The 19,286-nt window shown below is 56.1% G+C and carries 14 protein-coding genes and 1 pseudogene; 8 read left to right on the top strand and 7 right to left on the bottom strand.

Annotation, left to right across the window (positions count from 1 at the left end):
• Nucleotides 1-62: 62 nt before the first annotated feature.
• Nucleotides 63-1,616, top strand: a complete 1,554-nt coding sequence (locus tag G5332_RS02385) for a lytic transglycosylase (RefSeq protein WP_005353270.1) — start codon at nt 63-65, stop codon at nt 1,614-1,616.
• A 159-nt stretch (nt 1,617-1,775) separates the two neighbouring features.
• On the opposite strand, the gene astE is transcribed toward G5332_RS02385, so the two are convergent.
• Both astE and G5332_RS02375 read right to left on the bottom strand, forming a co-directional pair.
• A complete protein-coding gene (astE, locus tag G5332_RS02380) occupies nt 1,776-2,801 on the bottom strand; it encodes a succinylglutamate desuccinylase (RefSeq protein WP_158112368.1) in 1,026 nt (341 codons plus the stop codon).
• 294 nt (nt 2,802-3,095) lie between these two features.
• On the bottom strand, nt 3,096-3,305 hold the full coding sequence (locus G5332_RS02375) for a DUF1127 domain-containing protein (protein ID WP_158112369.1): 210 nt from the start codon (nt 3,303-3,305) through the stop codon (nt 3,096-3,098).
• A 525-nt stretch (nt 3,306-3,830) separates the two neighbouring features.
• Here G5332_RS02375 and G5332_RS02370 point away from each other — a divergent pair.
• Complete coding sequence (locus G5332_RS02370; RefSeq protein ID WP_421249354.1) at nt 3,831-4,724, top strand: DNA replication terminus site-binding protein; 894 nt, start codon at nt 3,831-3,833, stop codon at nt 4,722-4,724.
• A 155-nt stretch (nt 4,725-4,879) separates the two neighbouring features.
• Here the strand turns inward: G5332_RS02370 and G5332_RS02365 are convergent, their stop codons facing one another.
• Entirely contained in the window at nt 4,880-8,755 is a 3,876-nt protein-coding gene (locus tag G5332_RS02365; RefSeq protein ID WP_421311090.1) for an SNF2-related protein, read from the bottom strand.
• Between the two features lie 612 nt (nt 8,756-9,367).
• On the opposite strand from G5332_RS02365, the gene G5332_RS02360 reads away from it, so the two are divergent.
• The 4 genes from G5332_RS02360 to G5332_RS02345 are packed head-to-tail and all read left to right on the top strand — an operon-like array spanning nt 9,368 to nt 12,520.
• Entirely contained in the window at nt 9,368-9,760 is a 393-nt protein-coding gene (locus G5332_RS02360; RefSeq protein ID WP_421311089.1) for a hypothetical protein, read from the top strand.
• A gap of 50 nt (nt 9,761-9,810) precedes the next feature.
• On the top strand, nt 9,811-11,853 hold the full coding sequence (locus tag G5332_RS02355; RefSeq protein WP_421311088.1) for a protein-disulfide reductase DsbD family protein: 2,043 nt from the start codon (nt 9,811-9,813) through the stop codon (nt 11,851-11,853).
• Nucleotides 11,850-11,999 (top strand): hypothetical protein, encoded by a 150-nt coding sequence (locus tag G5332_RS02350; RefSeq protein ID WP_421311087.1) that lies wholly within the window; start codon nt 11,850-11,852, stop codon nt 11,997-11,999. The genes G5332_RS02355 and G5332_RS02350 overlap by 4 nt, the downstream gene beginning before the upstream one ends.
• Entirely contained in the window at nt 11,996-12,520 is a 525-nt protein-coding gene (locus G5332_RS02345) for a protein disulfide oxidoreductase (RefSeq protein ID WP_421311086.1), read from the top strand. Before G5332_RS02350 ends, G5332_RS02345 begins: the two co-directional genes overlap by 4 nt.
• A 374-nt stretch (nt 12,521-12,894) precedes the next feature.
• Here the strand turns inward: G5332_RS02345 and G5332_RS02340 are convergent, their stop codons facing one another.
• The gene (locus G5332_RS02340; protein ID WP_005338113.1) at nt 12,895-13,272 is read right to left on the bottom strand and encodes a hypothetical protein; all 378 of its coding nucleotides are present in this window, start codon (nt 13,270-13,272) and stop codon (nt 12,895-12,897) included.
• A 595-nt stretch (nt 13,273-13,867) separates the two neighbouring features.
• On the opposite strand from G5332_RS02340, the gene G5332_RS02335 reads away from it, so the two are divergent.
• Nucleotides 13,868-15,523, top strand: a complete 1,656-nt coding sequence (locus G5332_RS02335) for an AAA family ATPase (RefSeq protein ID WP_421311085.1) — start codon at nt 13,868-13,870, stop codon at nt 15,521-15,523.
• Between the two features lie 22 nt (nt 15,524-15,545).
• Nucleotides 15,546-16,568, top strand: a complete 1,023-nt coding sequence (locus tag G5332_RS02330; RefSeq protein WP_421311084.1) for a hypothetical protein — start codon at nt 15,546-15,548, stop codon at nt 16,566-16,568.
• Nucleotides 16,569-16,684: 116 nt separating this feature from the next.
• On the opposite strand, the pseudogene G5332_RS02325 reads toward G5332_RS02330, so the two are convergent.
• The 3 genes and pseudogenes from G5332_RS02325 to thrB form a co-directional block, all read right to left on the bottom strand.
• Nucleotides 16,685-16,840: pseudogene (locus G5332_RS02325) on the bottom strand (IS481 family transposase); the annotation flags it as partial.
• Between the two features lie 162 nt (nt 16,841-17,002).
• Complete coding sequence (gene thrC, locus G5332_RS02320) at nt 17,003-18,277, bottom strand: threonine synthase (RefSeq protein WP_421311083.1); 1,275 nt, start codon at nt 18,275-18,277, stop codon at nt 17,003-17,005.
• A complete protein-coding gene (gene thrB, locus G5332_RS02315; protein ID WP_421311082.1) occupies nt 18,274-19,284 on the bottom strand; it encodes a homoserine kinase in 1,011 nt (336 codons plus the stop codon). The genes thrC and thrB overlap by 4 nt, the downstream gene beginning before the upstream one ends.
• Between the last annotated feature and the right edge of the window lie 2 nt (nt 19,285-19,286).

The raw sequence follows: 19,286 nt of genomic DNA, 5'->3' as shown, positions 1-19,286 counted from the left end.
TGATCAGGGGGCCATTGCCCCTTATGATGCCGGCTGTTTTTCTTAAAAATGACCGGAACGAGATGAAGGTACGAACGGCCTTATTGGCAGCGCTGTTGCTCAGCGGCTGCCAAAACCTGAGCCATCAGGATGACCGGGCGCTAACGGCAATCGAGCCGATCAAGTCCCCCCAGGTCAAGAAAAAAGCGCATAAAAAACACTCTTCCCATTTCCTGTTTGGCGATGAACAACTGGATGAAATGGAAGAGACGGACAATCTGTGGGTGCGTATCAGCGATGATATGCAACTGGAAACTCCGGACAACCCGCGCATCCGCCAGCAACGTGAGTGGCTGTTGCGCAATGATAAGCATCTGGCGACCATTGCCAGCCGGGCTGAACCCTACCTCTATCTGATGGTAGAGGAGATTGAACGGCGTGAGCTGCCAATGGAGCTTATTACTGTCCCGATGATCGAGAGCATGTTTGATCCTCATGCCCGATCCCGCAGCAATGCCGTCGGACTCTGGCAGTTTGTGCCAGCGACAGGCAGAAACTTCGGTCTGCGCCACGACAACTGGTATGATGGACGGCGCGATGTGCTGGCCTCCACCAATGCGGCGCTCGACTATCTGGAATACCTGAACCGCTTCTTTGACGGTGACTGGCTGCAAACGCTGGCCGCCTACAATGCCGGTGAAGGCCGGGTGCGCAACGCCATCCAGCGTAATCAGCGCGCAGGCAAGCCGACCGACTACTGGTCGCTCGATCTGCCGCGCGAAACCCGGATGTATGTGCCCAAGATCCTCGCCATGGCTGACATGATCAGCAATGCGGACAAGTACAATATCCAGTTGCCGGTGCTCGCCAACGAGCCGAAGCTGCGAGTGGTGGAGACCGGCAGCCAGATCGATCTGAATGTGGCCGCCCAACTGGCAGGTCTGCGCACGTCACAGCTCAAGGAGGTCAATCCGGCCCTGAGCCGTGGCGTGATGTCGCCGCGTGGTCCTTACCGCCTGCTGGTACCGGTAGAATATGCCGATACCCTGGAGCTGGCACTGGCCGATCTGCCCAAGAGCGAGCGTATTCGTACCCGCTCCTATCAGGTCACCAGTGGCGATACCCTGTCGCGCATTGCCCAGAATCATGGCGTCAGCGTGAACGAGCTGAAGCTGGCCAACAATCTGCGCAGCAACAACCTGCGTCGCGGTCAGCAACTGGTGATCCCGACCCACGGTCAGGTCAGCAGCAAGGCCAGCTCCGCCAGCAAACCGCAGCAGTTGGCAAGCCGTGGCAGCAGCCAGAAGGCCAAGGTCAGTTACAAGGTGCGCTCGGGTGACAACCTGTGGAGCATCAGCCAGGCGCACGGAGTCTCCCACGAAGAGCTCGCCAAGTGGAATGGTCTGAATGCCAAGTCGGCGCTCAAGCCAGGCATGAAGCTGGTGGTCTATCCCAAGCAAGGGAAGAAGAGCGACAAATCGATGGTGTATCAGGTTCGCCGTGGCGACTCCATCTCCTCCATCGCGGCTCGCTTCCAGGTGGCCATCAACGATGTGATGCGCTGGAATCAGCTGGATAAAGGGGATTACCTCAAGCCTGGTCAGGAGCTGACACTGTTTGTGAAGAACAACAGCTAAGCCTCACCGCTTGAACCCGATAAAAACGGGGCCAGTCATCTGACTGGCCCCGTTTTTTATTACTGCGGCTAACCGCTGCTGTGTCTAAGCCGCCGACTAAAACAATGGCTTGGCGCCACCTGCGGATGCATCACCGCTCTGCAGGCAAAACTATCACTGCTATTCCCAAAGCCTTGTCGGCACCACCATCAGCACTGTGCGCTGGCCGATCGCCACATTGGCATTGGGGAAGACCACCGCCTCACGCGGCTTCTCGACCGTGTAGCGCAGCTCACCATCCTCGGCCAACACGAACCCTTGCGGGAACTCGGTGAAGTTGTCCACATCGCTGGCGAATAGAAAGCGAAACTGCTCCGATTTTTTGGTGATCACCCGATCGATGGCAAACAGGGTGAAATCGTCCGCCCGCCACGGCTCCAGCGCCACCTCATCCTGAGTGACCAGCTCCTGCAGTGCCTGCCGGGTTTCGATAAAGCGGGTCATATCGTTCTCACCAAATGGCCGTACCTTGCCCAGCTCCACCGTAAAGGCATGGGCCCCATGCTGGCGGGAGCTGTAGTAGCTGAAGGTCGTGGTCGGGCTGGCGGAGAGCAGAATGGTGCGCACCCCGCAGGCGCCGAGGAACTGCACCTGCTCGCGGCAGTGGGGCCGCTCGTGGGGAAAGGGGTAGACGGCGAACTTCTCGTGGCGCGAACCGCGAATGGCGGTGTGCAGATCGTAGTGGTAACGGGGACGAGCCGGATCGGCAAAGAAGCGGCTAACATACTGCTCGAGGCGCATGGCACGGATCCGCTCCCGATTGCAGAGCCCCTCCCCCTTGCTGTGGGCGCCAGAGAAGAGCCGGTTCATGTTCTCCTCCACTTCTCGCAGCCCCAGATTCATCGCCGCCGGATTGCCAAACAGGAACAGCACCCGATGGCGGGCGCTCAGCTCGCCTGAGAGCAGACGGCTCAGCAGCTGGTTGCAGATCTCGATGGGGGCAGTCTCGTTGCCGTGGATACCGCAGGAGAGGACGATATCCTTGCGTCCTCCCGGCTGATCGCCCGCGCCACGGGCAGGCTCCAGACAGAGCACGCCCGTATCCCAGACGCTGACCCGCGCACCATCGGGCAGGGCAAATTCAAAGGGCTCAAGCTGCCACTCATGGCTGCGGGTCAAGGCCAAAAAATCGTGCTGGGGAATCATCCGTCTCACCCTCTCGCTCTGGAATACTATGGCCGGATTATACGCAAGGCATCGTGGCTTAAAATCATTTTTTAAACAAATTCAAACATTAACGATACAAATGTGATAACAATCGAACGATGACAGCAATGACAGTAGCGATGTGGAATAAAGAGGAGAGGAAAAAGGATCAACAAATAACAGGGGGAAAACGGGGGGAGATAAAACAGACAATAACAGACCTGGCAGTTGGTCCCCACAGGGGCAGAACAGCAAACGACTCAGCAGAAAAACAAGGCATCCATGCCCGGTAGATCAACCACGCCAGAACGGCTTGGTGGTCTCTTGATAACGGTCAGCTTCGTTCAGGCCGATGTCTTTGAGCAGGTACTCGGGCAGCTCGGAGAGCTGGCGACGGCTGCGGCTGCGCTCCAGCCAGGTCAGAACGGTCATTTTAACGCGAGCAACCAGATTCAATTGGCTGGAATGCTGGTAACCGGTTTCGGTATAAGCCATGTTGGCCATGATGTGGCTCCTCTGAATATTTGTTTACGCACTGGGCTTTATTTGATGCGCAAAGCTTAGTCAGGGAACAGGGCCGACTCAATTGACGAATTTTGATACGTTACATTAGTAAATCTAATGTCTAAAAACGGCAGGATTTAATTTTAACGCTTTGATTTTAAACAAATAATTATTTTAACAGTTGGCCAGCAGAGTCGCACAGCATATTGTGCTGCATGGCACCCATCTATATATGCATTTTACTGCTTTACATATGCAGGGATGGACAAGGTGTGAACAGCTGGCAACAGCGGAGCTACACGTGATTGTTAATTTAATGATCTTGTGGTGATCTTTATTTAACACTCTGAAACATAAATAAAACCATTACCACATCCCCATTCAGAGGCGCACATTGCCCCCTCCTCAAAGTGCCTCTTGGCACTCCAACCGCATGCTGGTATGTTTATTTATACAGTAGTTTTGCTACCCGCAGCAATGTCATACCTGATGTCGTCAACAGCGGGTCAGACCACAGGATCATCGATGGATACCTTTACCCCGACCGCCGCCCTGCGTCAACAGATGGCCGCCATTGAAGCCTCTCTCAACCAGCTGGCCGATCTGCTTGGCCAACTCGATCTGCAGGAGGCTCATGTCTATCCCCTCCCTCCGGTTGCGCAGGGGGAAGAGCACGACCCGATCGAGCAAATTGAGGTGGGCTATCTCAACGGTGAAGCCGCGCTGGCGGCCACCCTCGCCGCCTATCGGGATCACAGCGCCCGCCCCGGCTGCTCCACCAAGGCGACTCACCGGCTGCCCGGCTGGTTGCGCTTTCCTGCCGCCGCTGCCCCCTTGCTGCAACCGCTGATCGACCAAATCAACCAGCACAAGCTTGATTTCAAGGCGTTGGTGCAGCAGGCGGGGGGACGGGACGAGAAGTTCGAGCTGGTACATACCGCCCTGCCCGGCGTGATCACGCTGCAGGTCTACCGCAAGCTGACCCTGTTGACAGGTGAGCTGCAATCCCTCGGCTTTACCTGGGCTGACAAGCAGACCATCAATCGTCTCAGTCGCGAGCAGGTGCTTGAGATGCTGGAGCGCAGCCGCCGCTACATACCGGCCCTCTCCAACAACGAGGAGTGGAGCAAGATGGTGGATCAGGAGGTGTACGACATTCGCCGTCTGCCCGCCGATGCCGAGCTGCGGATCCGCCGCCCGGTCAAGACCCACCCGATGATCAATCTGCTCTGGCTGGAGCGCACCCCGCGTAAGCAGCAGATCAAGGCGAGCCTGCCTCTGCTGCTCTGCTCCGATACCCCGCCCGCGGTCACCCATCTGGGCAACTATCCCCCCAAGAGCCGGCAGGCGCGGCGAGATCGCAAGATTGGCGGCGAGCCCATCATCGAGCGGCTGCACCTCTATCTCTATCAGGGGTGACTGGATCAGGGATAGCTGGTTCAGGGATAACTGCGCCGCCTTGCCGCGATAAACGACGAATCCCGCATCTGCATCCCAAATAAGAAAAGGGAGAACATCTCTGGATGTTCTCCCTTTTCTGTATCGATAGACGGTATGTAAGGCGGCGTCGCCAATCAGCCCATCAGCAGGGCCCGCAGGCTCTCCACATCCAGCCCGCGCACCTCGGACTGGCCGCTCAGCAACCCATCGGCCAACGCCCGCTTCTCGTCGTGCAGGGCGACAATCTTCTCCTCCACCGTCTGCTCGCACACCAGCCGGTACACGGTCACCGGCTGGGTCTGCCCCATCCGGTGAGCCCGATCGCTCGCCTGATCTTCCACAGCCGGGTTCCACCAGGGATCGAGGTGCAGCACGGTATCGGCCTGGGTGAGGTTGAGGCCGGTCCCCCCTGCCTTGAGGCTGATGAGGAACAGCGGCACCTCCTCGTGACGGAAACGCAGGATGGAGTCCTGACGGGACTTGGCAGAGCAGCCCCCATCCAGATAGCAGTAGTCCCAGGACTTTTGCTCGATGCGGGCACGCAACAGGCTCAGCAGATCGACAAACTGGCTGAACACCAGCACCCGATGACCGCCGTCGATCGCCTCTTCCAGCAGGGCCATCGCCTCATCAAGCTTGCTGCTGGTCTGCGACCACTCGGGCATCACCAGCTCCGGTGAGCAGCAGAGGCGGCGCAGCCGGGTCAGGCCACTCAGCACATGCATCAGGGCGCGGCCATCGGCGCTTTGCACCTGCTGCACCACTTCCCGCCGGGTCGCCTCGTAGAGCTGGCGCTCTTCGGGGGAGAGGCTGATGTGGTGAATGATCTCGGTCTTGTCCGGCAGCTCGGTCAGCACCTGCTGCTTGAGACGGCGCAGGATAAAGGGGCTGATCACCGCCCGCAGCAGCGCCATGTGCTGGGGATCCTTGACCGCCTTGCCAAAGCGACGCTTGAACTCGCCAAGGCTGCCGAGCAGCCCCGGGTTGATAAAGGTAAAGAGGCTCCACAACTCTCCCAGATGGTTTTCGATGGGGGTGCCGGAGAGGGCGAGGCGAAAATCGCCGTCGAGCTGGAACAACAGCTTGGCGCGCTGGGTGCCGGCGTTTTTGATCTGCTGCGCCTCATCGAGCACCATGCTGGACCAGCGGCGGGACTTGAGTGCCTCCGCCAGGCTGCCAAGCATGCCGTAGTTGATGAGGATCACCTGACCGGCCTTGGCCTCGCGAATGATCCCCTCCCGCTCGGCCGGATTCTCGAACACCACCACATCCAGTTCGGGGGCGAAACGGGTCACCTCCTCCTGCCAGTTGGTGACCACTGACTTGGGCACCACCACCAGCGCAGGGCCAAGGTGTTGGCGCATCCGCAGCACAATAAGCGCCTGCAGCGTCTTGCCCAGACCCATGTCATCGGCCAGACAGGCACCAAAACCGTGATGGGCCAGGGTCGCCATCCAGCGCACCCCCTCTTTCTGATAGTCCCGCAGGGAGGTGAGCAACTCATCAGGGCAATCGACCTCCTGCTGCCACTCCTGCTGAAGGGATTGCCACGCTGCATCCCCTTCGGTGGTAATGACCGAGAGCAGACGAGTCAGGGGATAGGCCAGCTTGTTGTTGATGCGCTGCTCTTCATCGAGCATGGCCCCCAGCATGGTGAGCCGCTCCACCAGCTTGTCGCTCAGCATCAGGCTGGTCTTCTCATCGAGCTGAACGGTGCGCTGGCCTGGGGTCATCTGGCGCAGAATAAGGCGCAGGTCGAGGATCTGGTGCTCATCGAGGGCCAGCGCCCCTTCGACCTGGAACCAGTCCTGCCGCCGCTCGATGCGCAGGCTCAGAGCCGCTTCATCAAGGCTCTTGAGGCGAGCGCTGTCCTGATGCCAGTGAATGACCACGCCGGCATCCACCAGCTCGGGCAGGGCATTGACCAGCGCCAGCGCCTGTTCCCCCTGCAGCAGCCACTCGCTGCCGGGCAGGCCGATAGGCAATTGATTGCGCAGCAACTGGGCCTGCCCCTTCTCGGCCGCAAGGTCGCGCTGCCAGTAGTGATACGCCTTGATCCCCTGCCGTACGATCGCCTCCCCCTTGCCAAGGGGCTGGGGCGGCAGATCCTCAAAGCGGGTCACCAGCTTGACCGACAGCTGACCATCCTGCCAATCCAGTTGCACCGAAGGAATGCCCGGCCAGGGAGCCAGTTCGGCGTTACCGCTAAGCCCCGCAACCTGACTGTGCCAGGGCAGCTCGGGAATGGCGTCCAGGGTGCGTTGCAACTCGGCCAGCCCCTCGGCAGGCAGCAGCGGGATGGATTCGAGCGCTGGCAAGCGGTCGAGCAGCGGCTGCGGGGTGAGGATCAGCTGCCACAGATCCTGCGCCAGCGGCATGATATGGGCCCCGCGGGCGGCCGCATCGGGGCAGAGCTTCGCGCTCATCCCCTGCTCGGTGGCCACCACCTGCAGCAGGGGGGCGCTGATGGCCAGTTGCAGCTTCTGCCCCTTGGCGTTGAACAAGCGGGGGTGATCGGCCAGCGGCGCCCAGACATCCCGCGGCAGTCGTCCCATCACCCGTGGCAGGGTGCGAACCAGTGCCCAGTCATGCTCGTCGAGCATGGCGGCATACTGGGTGGAGAGCAGGGCCGGATCGACCCGGCGACCGGCGGTCCACTCCCCCTTGGTGCTCAGTTTCTGGATCTTGCACTCCAGCTCGGGGCCATCGGCATGAAGCAGCCACACCAACCGCTCCTGCGGCTTGCGTACGCCACTGGCGCGGCCCAGCCCCTGCAACCAGTTGAGCCAGCTGGCAGAGGCCGCGGTTTTATCCTCGTCCCCGTCATCATCCTGCTCGTCACAGCCCTCTTGCGCACTCTCCTCACTGCCGCGCAGTTGGCACAAGGGCGCCCCTTTGGCCGCCTCGCCCAACAAGATGCGCAGCAGATCCTGACAAAACGCCATCAGGCGATGATGGGGCTCGGCATCGAGCAGATGGGAGAGATCCCACTTATGCAGCATGGCCACCTGCGGACTCTGGGCGCCGTGACGGGCCAGCGCGCAGAGATCGAGCCAGAGGTAGCCCCAGTGCAGCTCCTCCACCGGCAGTTGCAAGGTATCAAACAAGCCGACCGCCTGACCGTGGCGATCACCCGCCCACTGGCTGAGCAGGTCGGCAAGCAGGGGGAACTGGCCAGTCAGACTGCGCTGCCACTTCTTGCGCTGTTCGCTGGCGATGACGGGATCGGCCTGCTGCAACCAGCCAAGCCAGAGCAGGGCGCTGAATGAACGGGGCCACTGGCCCGCCTCACCCTCATCGGTTGCCTGCCACTGGCCCAGCGCGGTGAGCAGTCGCTCGCCAAGCGGGCCGTTCTGGCTCTGCTGGGCCAGCGCCTGCAGGGCTGGCCAGCCGGGGGCGGCATCTTTGTCCTCGCCGGTTGGCGATGTGCTCTCGCCATCCCCGCAGAGCCAGCGCCACTCCGCCTCGAACGCTTTGGCCCGGGCCTGCACCTCGGGGGCGCAGCGCACCAGCGCATTGGCCAGCGGCCAGCGCTCTTCATAGGGGGCATCGAGCAAGAGTTGCAGCGAGAAGTGCTCCAGCAACATTTGCTGCCAGGCAGGGCTGGAGCCCGCCAGCAACTGGTGAGCGTCCGGGGTATCGAGCAGGGTCAGCAGATCGCTGGCCGAGAAATAGGTCGGTATCTCCCCCGCTTTGCCGCGGCAGAGCTCGCGCACCACCGCATGGGTGAGATCCTGCCCGGTCAATGAGGGCACCCGGCTCCAGTCCGGCGCCGGGCAGAGACCGGCACGCACCCCCAGGATCAGCGCCAGCGTCCCCTCGGCGGTCAGGCTCCACTGCTGCTCCCCGCGCAATCTGACTAGCCCCGCATCCTGCAGTCGGGTCAGTTTATCGATCAGGGCATGGCCTATCGCCAGTTGTTCTTGCAGCAAACGGGTACTGGCAACGCGCTGCAATTGCAGGGTGGCGAGCAGGGCATAACTATCCGAAGAGAGGGTGGACGCAGACATCAAGACTCACGGGCAAGTGCAAAAGCGGAATTTTAACGGTAAAGCGCCAGCGGCTCGACCCTTTACCGTGAAATAACTCAAAAAAAAACGGCCATCCATGATGACCGTCGAAAGTAACGAAGGAAATAGCCGGATCATCCGGTTACCTCCCACAGCGGGAAAATCGGGAGCGCTAGCCCCTAATTCGTGGGGCCAATGCTAGAGGTTGACGTATTAAAAAGCTTTGAAGCGGATCACAATTGAAAAGGATTTCTGAAAACGCTTTCAATATTTGACGACCAAAAGAGATGATTTTGCGCCAAATGAACCATCTTCAGCCTGGCCTTTCTCTCGTCTCGGCATGGATCCCCATATCCCAATGTCCATTCAGTACTCGACGGGTTCTCTTTACACTGACTGCATGCGCGGAACATCACTGACTGTTGGTAGCTGAGCGATTGCCCTTGTCCGGAGCATTGGCAGACTGATCTGGCCAGCACGCTCGGTTCTCGGCAAGTTACGAGGGCTGCGTGGCAACTCACCGGTTGCAAGAAACAGGGTTCCATCCGACCGGCTTGCCCGGGCTGTCATTGATCGATAGGATGTGCCCCATTCCAAGAGGGCAGGAGCAACATGATTTTGCGACAACGCGTGGCGACAAGACTCCTGCTGCTGGTCTGCATTCTGCTGCTCAATTGTGCACTCCAGCCGCTGACCAGGCTGGCTCAGCTGGAGATAGCCGCTGGCTGCCATATGCTGACCGTCCCATCCTCCGCCATCGATGTCGATGTCGATGTCGATGAGGATGGCCGCGCAGCAACGCCGCAACCCGGCAGTTGCCAGCTCAACGGCAAGTGGCTCAGTGCCGCCAGCGTGCAATGCGCCGAACAGCTCTTCTTTGCCATCGCATTCCTGATCGCCCTGCTGGCACCACTGTCCCGTTGCTCGCCCCCCCTCCCCCCACCCAGAAATATCTCCCCGCCAGAACGGCGGCTTCATCTCACCCTTTGTGTCTGGCGAGAATGAGTCAGTCGCGGCTTAAACAACCCTGACTTTCATTTTCAAGAGACAACACCATGTCAAACATCTTCAAGACTGCCCTCTTGCTGGGCAGCCTGCTGTGGCAATCCATCGGATTGGCCAGCGATACCGGCTGGCTCACCAGCCCCCGCAACGATCACGCACAAATCCGGCTGCAAGCAGATAGCCGGGATCCGGCACAGCCCCGGGTGCTGCTCAGTCTGGCACTCGAGTCCGGCTGGAAAACCTATTGGCAAAACCCGGGTGAAGGGGGAATTGCCCCTGAAATTCTCTGGGATGATCCCAAACTCACTCAACAATGGCACTGGCCAGTGCCAGAGCGATTCGCGGTCAGCGGCATGTCGACCCAGGGCTATCAGCAGGCCGTCACCTTTCCCATCAGCCTTGGCCATGGCAACCGCAAGGCGTTGACCGGCACATTACGCCTTTCAACCTGCAGTAACGTCTGCATCCTGACTGACTACCCTTTTGCCCTTGCTCTGGATGGTACGGCACCGGACGGATTCGACCTTGCCTATGCACAGGCGATGAGCAAGCTGCCACAAGCCATGCCCAAGAGCGCCAACCTCCAGGCCGGCTACCAGCAAAACCGGCTACAGCTGAGCGCTAAGCAGCAAGAGGGGTGGCGGGCTCCGCAGATTTTCCTCCAGCAGCTGGAGGGGGTCGAGTTTGGCGAGCCCAGCCTGGAGGTGCAGGGCAATACCCTGATTGCCCGCATTCCGGTCAGCGATGGCTGGCAAGGGGATGCACCGGATATCCGTCATCAGCAACTGGGCGTGGTACTGGTCAACGGTGACGAAGCCTGGCAGAGCCAGGTCACCATAGGTGATCCCCTGCCACTACCCGCTGGTGGCCACTCGCTGCGCTGGACCTTGGGGGCTGCACTGCTTGGGGGGCTTATTCTCAACCTGATGCCCTGTGTGTTGCCGGTGCTGGCCCTCAAGCTGGGATCAGTACTGCAGCTGGAGACCCGTGAGCGTCGCCCGGTTCGCTTGCAGTTCCTGGCGGCAAGCGCTGGTATCCTGGTCTCCTTTTGGGCGCTGGCACTGATGAGCACCCTGCTGCGCGCCACCCAGGGGGCCGTCGGCTGGGGTATCCAGTTCCAGAGCGTCTGGTTTATCGGCTTCATGGTCGTGGTGACCTTGCTGTTCTGTGCCAACCTGCTGGGGCTGTTCGAGATCAGGTTATCGAGCAATATCAACACCCGCCTGGCAACCGCGGGTGGCAACGGCATGGCCGGTCACTTTCTGCAGGGCTGCTTTGCCACTCTGCTGGCAACACCCTGCTCCGCCCCTTTCCTTGGCACCGCAGTCGCCTTTGCGCTCGGGGCACCATCCGGTCAACTCTGGCTTGTCTTTACCGCACTGGGGATTGGCATGAGCCTGCCATGGCTGCTCATCGCCGCCCTGCCCCGTCTCGCGCTCTGGCTGCCAAAACCGGGACGCTGGATGGGGCGCCTGCGCATCCTGCTCGGCCTGATGATGCTGGGCTCCAGCTTCTGGCTGCTCAGCCTGCTTGGCAACCATATCGGCCATAACGGGGTGGTGATCCTGATGGCACTGATACTGGCAGCCCTGCTGCTGGCGGTCGTATGGCGCCACGGTATTCGCGGTGTAACCCTGGGGCTGGCGCTGGGCTGCTTGCTGGTCGCCGCCCTGCTGCTCGGCGGCGCCTTCACCATGGAGGGCAAACCACAACAGGATACCGTCCACTGGCAGCCTCTCTCGGAGCAGGCCATCCAGGACGCCCTGGCACAACACAAGCGGGTCTTCGTCGATGTGACCGCCGACTGGTGCATCACCTGCAAAGCCAACAAATTCAACGTGCTGCTGCGCGATGATGTGCAACGAGCCCTGAGTGCCCCCGATGTGGTGGCCTTGCGCGGGGATTGGAGCCGCCCCTCCGACAGCATCGCCGGCTTCTTGCGCCAACGCGGCGGTGTGGCCATTCCTTTCAACCAAATCTATGGCCCCGGGCTACCGGGTGGCGAGATCCTCTCTCCCCTGCTGGATCGTGCAACTCTGCTGGCCACTCTGGAGCACGCTGCGAACGCCCCTGTTCAAGGAGAAACAAGATGAGATATATCCTGCTCATACAGACCCTGCCGGGAGAGCGGGGCATACCCGCAGCGCAAGGGGGAAATTATCGGCAATCGGCTGATCTCCCTCATGTAGCGCTCGGGCGCAACGTCAAAAACGCACTGGTCATCAAGGGGCAATCATGACAGCAACATCATCCCGGATCCTCCGTCTGCGCCGCTGGAGCAAGGAGGCCCTCTGGCTGCTGCTGTTGGCGGTGATTATTTCGACGGCGCTGGACCTCTGGCGCAGTCCGGCGCTGCAAGAGGGAAGCCCGCTGCCTCAACTGCTGCTGCAAGATGGCACTCTGGCCGACCTGCAGACAATGAGTCGGGACAGACCACTGCTGATCTATTACTGGGCCAGCTGGTGCGCAGTCTGCCGTGTTACCACACCGACAGTGGAGCAGCTATGGCGAGACGGCGAAAACGTGCTGACAGTGGCGCTGCGCTCCGGCGACCAAGCCAGGTTGCAGCAGGGGATGGCCAGGAAGGGGTTGACCTTCCCGACCCACAATGATGAGCATGGCAACCTTGCCGCCCGCTGGCAGGTGAGCGTCACCCCCAGCTTCCTCATCATCAAGCAGGGTAAAGTGGTGAGCTCCACCACTGGCTGGAGCTCGGGCCCGGGACTGAAACTGCGGTTGGCCTGGGCCAGCCTCGGCTAACTCGGCCCGCCAGGGAGCACTATTGCGGCCCCTCTTCCCGCTGAAGAGGGGCTTATCGCCAGCCATCCGATGCCTATTTATCAGTGATGGGTGGCCCCCTCGCGGGTTAATGGCTCAAATCGGAAGTGGTAATCCATCGGCGATCGCGTGGGCGGTGAACCGTGATGGATACCATTCATGGGTTGACGCTGAACAAGGCAAAGCCCAGCAAGCGGGAGATAATATGTCCAAAACCAGATAGGGAGCCCGGTCATAGAAGATCAGCAACCGAGTTTAATGTTCCCGACAACGCTTGGGCTTCACGGCGTTCACTACGCATAAAAAGCGCGGGGGGCCTGATGGCCCCCCGCAAACACACCGGATGAGAAAATGCCTTACTTGGCGGCGCTATCCTTCACGCACTTCTGGACAAAGCTGTTCTTGGCCGCGCCAGCCAGCTTCTTGTCGGCCGCCGCCTTCTCGCACTTGGCCGCCGGATCCACCGCCGCGCCCGTCTTCACGCACTTCTGGATAAAGCTGTTCTTGGCCGCTCCGGCCAGCTTCTTGTCGGCGGCCGCCTTCTCGCACTCGCCAGTTGCGGCGCCAGCGGCATCTTTCACGCACTTGCCGACAAAGCTGGTCTTGGCGGCGCCGTTAAGCTTTTTGGCCGCGGCCTGCGCCTCGCACTGCAACTGGGCAGCGTCGTTGGCAAAGACCGGGTTGGCCAGCAGCACGCTGCCGCAGAGCAGGCCGAACAGGATGGTACGCTTCATGGATGATCTCCTCTCTATCTGGTGATGTGTTTGCATGGTCATATTTGCATGACGATGTGTTGCAAATGGCTGTGATGGCAACAGCTGATTGTTGCCGCAGATCCCTCGCCTCGCCAGCTTGGGAGCGGAGCACAGGGCAACCATCGCCCGCACTATAGCGCCGATTGCCGGAGCGGGGTTGTCCCCGCAAAGCCTTCTCCAACAGCAAGCCTGCCGCCCAATTTCCCGCCACGCCCGCCAACCCCAATAAAATCAAGGGCCATGGGAATCCTGCCTCCGGCCACACCCTTTTATTGAGCCAGCGCAAAAAATCAGTCATTACTGACACTTACGTCATTTTTTGACTGGTACGGCCAGATTCGATTGGCTTAACATAGCCATCCGGTGCCTATTCATCCGCGATGGGCTGCTGCCCCCGCTGGTTAATGGAGCATTTTGGAAGCTGTAATCCACGGGCGGTAGCGTGCGTTTTGGTTACGTTACACTCCTCCCAAAAAGGTGGGCGCCCCACATTTTCGGTGTATTGATATATATAAATGCCAATAATGACCAAGCTCAACATTATAAAAACTCACATTAAGAGACTGGTGACAGTATGAAAATTTGCTATATCTGGGTAGAAGAGTTCAGAAACTTCCGTAACTTTGGACTTAACTTATCAAATGATTTTACTTATTCATATGACTCAGAAAAACACCATATAAGTAGAGTGGAAAAGCCCTCACTACCAAGAGATTTTTTCCATTCAGATATAACAAATGTAACTGGGATAATTGGAAAAAATGGCTCAGGGAAAACTAACTGTCTTGAACTAATTTGTATGATTCTAAAGGGAGGATTAAGCAGATTAAAAACTCCATTTATTGTTATTACGCAAGAAAAAGACTATTTTACCTGTTATTCAAACAATAGGGGGCGTACAGTTCCTTGGGCACCTACAACAAGCTTTGAGGCTACACAGGTTGAATATTCGAAACAAATAAATGGCATAAAGCCGATATTTTTCTCCAATGTATCTGACGGACGAGAATATACTTTCCACAAAGATGTCGTAAATATCTCTTCAAATAAACAAGGACGAAGACAGAACTCCATCAAGGAGCATTTGGTTTTTATTAATTCAGAGAAATTTAATTATCTAGAGATAGCAAGACCAAAATTCGTATCGTTGAACTTAATTGTTAGTGATATTTTAACATCAAAAAAAGATCTGGAACAAAAAGCAAGCCCATTTACACACGAACAAATAAATAAATTTTTGAAGATGGCTGCCAGTTATACACCTACTAGGCAGGTTATAACCATCATTAACCTTTTGTTAATTCAAAAGCTTTCCTCTTATGTTTCAGCAATTGGCCTCGAAGAAGAAAAAAATGATACTTTTTGGGTTGATATTAAAAAAAGAATTATTAGCTCATCGATAAGTGATGAAAATATAGATTACTTAATGGATAAAATTTGTTCGGAGTACATTCTATTAATAAAGAAAAATGAACACATTGCAAAAAAATTCACCCAATTAAAAACCAATGACATTGGTATAGAAATTAACTCACTAGAAAATTTATCTACCATTAAAAATCTTATACAGGATTGTGATATTGAAGCACTAAAAACAAATCACAAGAACAAACTATGCTTCACTATTAGCTTTAATAAAAAATCACATTCCGTATTGCAATGGATATTTGAAGTCCTTAATGAAAAACAACATTTTGAATGCACTTGGCTTGGAATAAGCTCTGGACAAAAAGCATATATAAATATTTTTTCATCTATTTACAATTCATTATTCCGCTCTAGAAATGCATCAATTATCTGCATTGATGAGGGAGACTTATATTTGCACCCTGAATGGCAGATTCAGTTTTTCGAAAAATTAAATAATGTTCTCCCAAACCTATCTAGTGGGAAAATACAGCTTGTGATCAGCTCCCACTCTCCATTTTTATTGTCCGATCTTCCTAATCAATGTCTTGTTGTACTTGATAATGATCAAGCAAAAGCAGGTTTCGATACACTTACTTTTGGCGCGAACCTTTATGATCTATATTCTCATGGCTTCTTTTTAGGTAACCGAGTATGTAGCCAATTTGCATCAAACAAAATTGACTCCATACTTTCATTATATCGTCAGAGTAGTGAAAAAACTCTTTCTGAAACCGAGCAAAAAAAGATAAAGGATTATATTGGCATCATCGGAGAAGAAATAATAAGCTTTCACTTAAAGAGACTTATAAAAAATGGTTAGACTAGATGGTATTATCAGTTCCATGGATCCTGACATCTATCTTAGCAATAAATCAGAATTACTGTGGGAATATCTCAACAAAAAAACTCGCATTGATAAAAAACTTGCTGATACAGCATTAATAATACGCTGTGAAAAAACATTGCTGAAAACAAAAACATCTGCATATTTAAAAGAATATGCTGATAATGACGGCTTTACTTTAAAAAGACAAATCAATTACCTTGAATATTTATCACAAAATGTCAAGAGGATTATTGTTAGCAAACCTGATGAATTCACCAAAATCATCAATGAAACATACACAATACTAAAGAGTGAAGATCTATTTAAATATAATGGAGCGGACATTCAACAAACTAATTTTGGGAAACTTTTGTTAACCGACATATTTAAGTATACACAGTATAGGAGCTCTGCCTTTTGTCGAAATCTTTATATAGACATGGGGTTTGAAGAAGCTATATGCCCATACTGCAACAATAATAAAATAGGCATTATAAAAAAGGAGGTCAGAGTTAATGGTAGTAGTTTAATGTTATTTGAACTAGACCATTTTTATCCAAAATCGATGTACCCATTCCTCGCTTTATCTTTATACAACCTCATCCCAAGCTGTCATGATTGCAATGCAACAATAAAAAAAGAGAAAGACTTTACGATAGAGACACATACTCATCCATATCATGAATCATTCGATGACTTATATAAATTTGAAGTAGACCTGAAATCTTTTCAATATCAATCCACTCATGATTTACGCATAACAAAGAACGCAATAAAACCACATGATAAAAGTGCTGTTGATTTTGAACTACAAGCAAGATATCAGCTGCATCAGAGCGATATAAACAGCTTGATTCAATATTTTATGAAGTATAAACACCTAATAAATAGTGACCGAGCAGAGATGCTTGATGACTTTATATTAGGAATCGGAGTGGCAAAAGAAAAAAAGGCTATTCTAAAAAAGGCTCGTTCTAAAGTACTAAGAGACATCTTGTTACAAATGGATATAAAAAATAATTTAGGGTTAGAGCTCTAAGAGGCACTGCATCAAATAATGTGAACAAATTAATACACATTGTGTTGTACTGAGAAGTATCACTGGTTGTACAGTTCTAGTTATCACATTACACCGGCCTCAAACCGGTGTTTTGTTTACGCTACTTTAGTGCGCAATTCCTTCGGTATCATTTTCAGACCCTTATTGAACATGCGGTAGGGGGTCTGTCCTTCCATCATCCTGCCCTGATGTGGCCGCTAGTTATCCAGGTCTGTCTACATCAGCTCCACTGGTTCATACCAAGTTGCTGTTACCTTGACACAAAAGGTCACTAGGGCGTCGAAGTCGCGCTGGGAGATAGGAGCTTCGCAAGAGCACGCAGGGGATACTGGCTCATCTTCACTCCTTATATGGGGCGGCTTGCCCTGTAACGGATAGAAAAATCCCCCGAGGTCGGGGGATTGACATTCAACTTAACCAAGCAGAAAGGCTCTTAACCGGGCAAACTCCGCAGGCAAATTAACGGAGAGCAGCGGCAGCTCGGCGTGTTTGGCCAGCGGGCCGGGCAGCGGTACATCGAGATTGAGGATCTCGTCCACCGACTCCTTGAACTTGGCGGGATGGGCGGTGCACAGGAACACCCCTACCTCGTCCTCAGCCAGCTGTTCCCCCAGCAGATCCCAGGCAATGGCGCCGTGGGGTTCACAGAGGTAATCCAGCTGGTGCAGCCGTTTAAGGGCAGCGCGAGTCTGGGCGTCGTCACGCATGCCTGACCCCAGAGTCTCCAACGCCCAGCCCTTACGGCGGCAGAGCTCTTCTACCCGCGGCCAGTTGTTGGGGCGGCTGACATCCATGGCATTCGACAGGGTTGCCACTGTCTGGTGCGGCTCCCACTGACAGCTTTTCAGGTAGCGCGGCACGGTATCGTTGGCGTTGGTGGCGGCGATAAAGCGCTTCACCGGCAGCCCCAACGCCTTGGCAATCAAGCCCGCGGTGAGGTTGCCAAAGTTGCCGGACGGCACGCTGATCACCGCCTTGGCGCGGGAGGCTTTGGGCAGCTGGGCCACCGCCTCGAAGTAGTAGCAAACCTGCGCCAGCAGACGGCTGATATTGATGGAGTTGGCGGAGTTGAGGCCAATGGCCTTTTTCAGCGCCTCGTCGTCAAAGGCCTGTTTTACCAGCGCCTGACAGGCATCGAAGTCGCCATCGATGGCGATGGTGCGGATATTGCCGCCGAGGGTGCAGAAGAGCTTCTCCTGCAAGGGGCTGATCTTGCCCTTGGGATAGAGGATCACCACCTCGATCCCCTCCAGCCCGTAGAAGGCGTGGGCCACGGCGGCGCCGGTGTCGCCGGAGGTGGCGGTGAGGATAGTGATCTTGTCGTTGGTGCGGAAGGCCGCAAGGCACTGGGCCATAAAGCGACCGCCGAAGTCCTTGAATGCCAGAGTCGGGCCGTGGAACAGCTCAAGGGCATAGGTGCCATCCTTGAGTTTCACCAGCGGCGCCGGGAAGGTGAAGGCGGCATTGACAAGCTCGCTCACCTTGGCGGCGGGCACTTCGTCCCCCAGCAGGTGGCTCAGGATGCGGGCAGAGCGTTCGACCAGCGGTAGATCGAGCAGGGCATCCACATCGGCGAGCGGTTCGAGTTGTTCGGGGAAGAAGAGCCCCTGTTCGCGACCCAAGCCCTGACGCACCGCCTGCGCGAAGCTCACCTGTTCGCTGTTGTCCTTGATGTTGTAGAGATTCATAGCTCGCTTCCTGTTACCCGTGCCCCGGCCATGTCCAGTTTGCAGACCCGGGCAAATCCATCTTCGTTCTGCACGAAATGTGCTTCCATCCAATCCTTCATTCGCTCGGCCTGCGCCAGCTCCTTCATCACCACAAACACGGTGGGGCCGGAGCCGGAGATGCCGGTGGCCAGCGCCCCGTTCTGGGCCGCCTGCGCCCGCACCTCGGAAAAGCCTTCGATCAGCGCCGCGCGGTAGGGCTCGGCAATCACGTCTTTCAAGACGCTCGCCGCCAGCCCCTCCTGCCCGGTGTAGCTGGCGTGGACAAAGGCAGCCAGGCGACGACCATAGGTGAGGCAATCCTGACGGCGATATTGAGCAGGCAGAATGGCGCGGGCGGCAGCGGTGGAGACCACAGTACCCGGGTAGCAGACCACCCAGTACCACTGATCGAACACCGGAATACCCTGACTGATGACGCCGTGCTCTTCCAGCACCAGCTGCATGCCGCCGAGATAACAGGGCGCCACGTTGTCGTAGTGAACGGAGCCGGAGATCTTGCCTTCCATCTCACCCATCAGCAGCAGCATGTCGTGCTCATCAAGCGGCGCGCCGTGAAAGGCGTTGAGCCCTTCCAGTGCCGCCACCACGCTGCAGGCGCTGGAACCCAGACCCGAGCCCACCGGCAAGTTCTTCTCCAGCACCATTTCGAGCGGCTTGAGTTTAAGGCCCCGCTTCTCCAGCGCCTCGCCATAGGCAACCCAGCAGTCATGGAGAATATTCTTTTTCGGATCGTCCGGCAGCTTGTGGGCGTAGCGGCCCACGGCGGAGAGGGCGAACGGCACATCAGCCCCTTTTACCAGCACCCGATCGCCGAGCAGAGAGCCATCCACGGGGGCGAGTGCCGCCCCCAGTACATCGAATCCCACGCTCAGGTTGGCGCTGGAGGCGGGCGCGTAGGCGACCACACTTCTGTCATTACCCATGGCGCCGTCCGTCATATAAGAGGGGTACATGTCTGAACTCATGC

The organism is Aeromonas sp. 603757, from assembly GCF_049171255.1.
GTDB classification, from domain to species: Bacteria; Pseudomonadota; Gammaproteobacteria; order Enterobacterales; family Aeromonadaceae; genus Aeromonas; species Aeromonas veronii_A.
The sequence above is the reverse complement of the archived record's forward strand: the minus strand, read 5'-3'. Positions and strand labels throughout refer to the sequence as shown.

Coding starts and splice junctions, on each gene's coding strand:
- G5332_RS02385 (WP_005353270.1), top strand. CDS start 63: ATGAAGGTACGAACGGCCTTATTGGCAGCGCTGTTGCTCAGCGGCTGC.
- astE (WP_158112368.1), bottom strand. CDS start 2,801: ATGATTCCCCAGCACGATTTTTTGGCCTTGACCCGCAGCCATGAGTGG.
- G5332_RS02375 (WP_158112369.1), bottom strand. CDS start 3,305: ATGGCCAACATGGCTTATACCGAAACCGGTTACCAGCATTCCAGCCAA.
- G5332_RS02370 (WP_421249354.1), top strand. CDS start 3,831: ATGGATACCTTTACCCCGACCGCCGCCCTGCGTCAACAGATGGCCGCC.
- G5332_RS02365 (WP_421311090.1), bottom strand. CDS start 8,755: ATGTCTGCGTCCACCCTCTCTTCGGATAGTTATGCCCTGCTCGCCACC.
- G5332_RS02360 (WP_421311089.1), top strand. CDS start 9,368: ATGATTTTGCGACAACGCGTGGCGACAAGACTCCTGCTGCTGGTCTGC.
- G5332_RS02355 (WP_421311088.1), top strand. CDS start 9,811: ATGTCAAACATCTTCAAGACTGCCCTCTTGCTGGGCAGCCTGCTGTGG.
- G5332_RS02350 (WP_421311087.1), top strand. CDS start 11,850: ATGAGATATATCCTGCTCATACAGACCCTGCCGGGAGAGCGGGGCATA.
- G5332_RS02345 (WP_421311086.1), top strand. CDS start 11,996: ATGACAGCAACATCATCCCGGATCCTCCGTCTGCGCCGCTGGAGCAAG.
- G5332_RS02340 (WP_005338113.1), bottom strand. CDS start 13,272: ATGAAGCGTACCATCCTGTTCGGCCTGCTCTGCGGCAGCGTGCTGCTG.
- G5332_RS02335 (WP_421311085.1), top strand. CDS start 13,868: ATGAAAATTTGCTATATCTGGGTAGAAGAGTTCAGAAACTTCCGTAAC.
- G5332_RS02330 (WP_421311084.1), top strand. CDS start 15,546: ATGGATCCTGACATCTATCTTAGCAATAAATCAGAATTACTGTGGGAA.
- thrC (WP_421311083.1), bottom strand. CDS start 18,277: ATGAATCTCTACAACATCAAGGACAACAGCGAACAGGTGAGCTTCGCG.
- thrB (WP_421311082.1), bottom strand. CDS start 19,284: ATGAGTTCAGACATGTACCCCTCTTATATGACGGACGGCGCCATGGGT.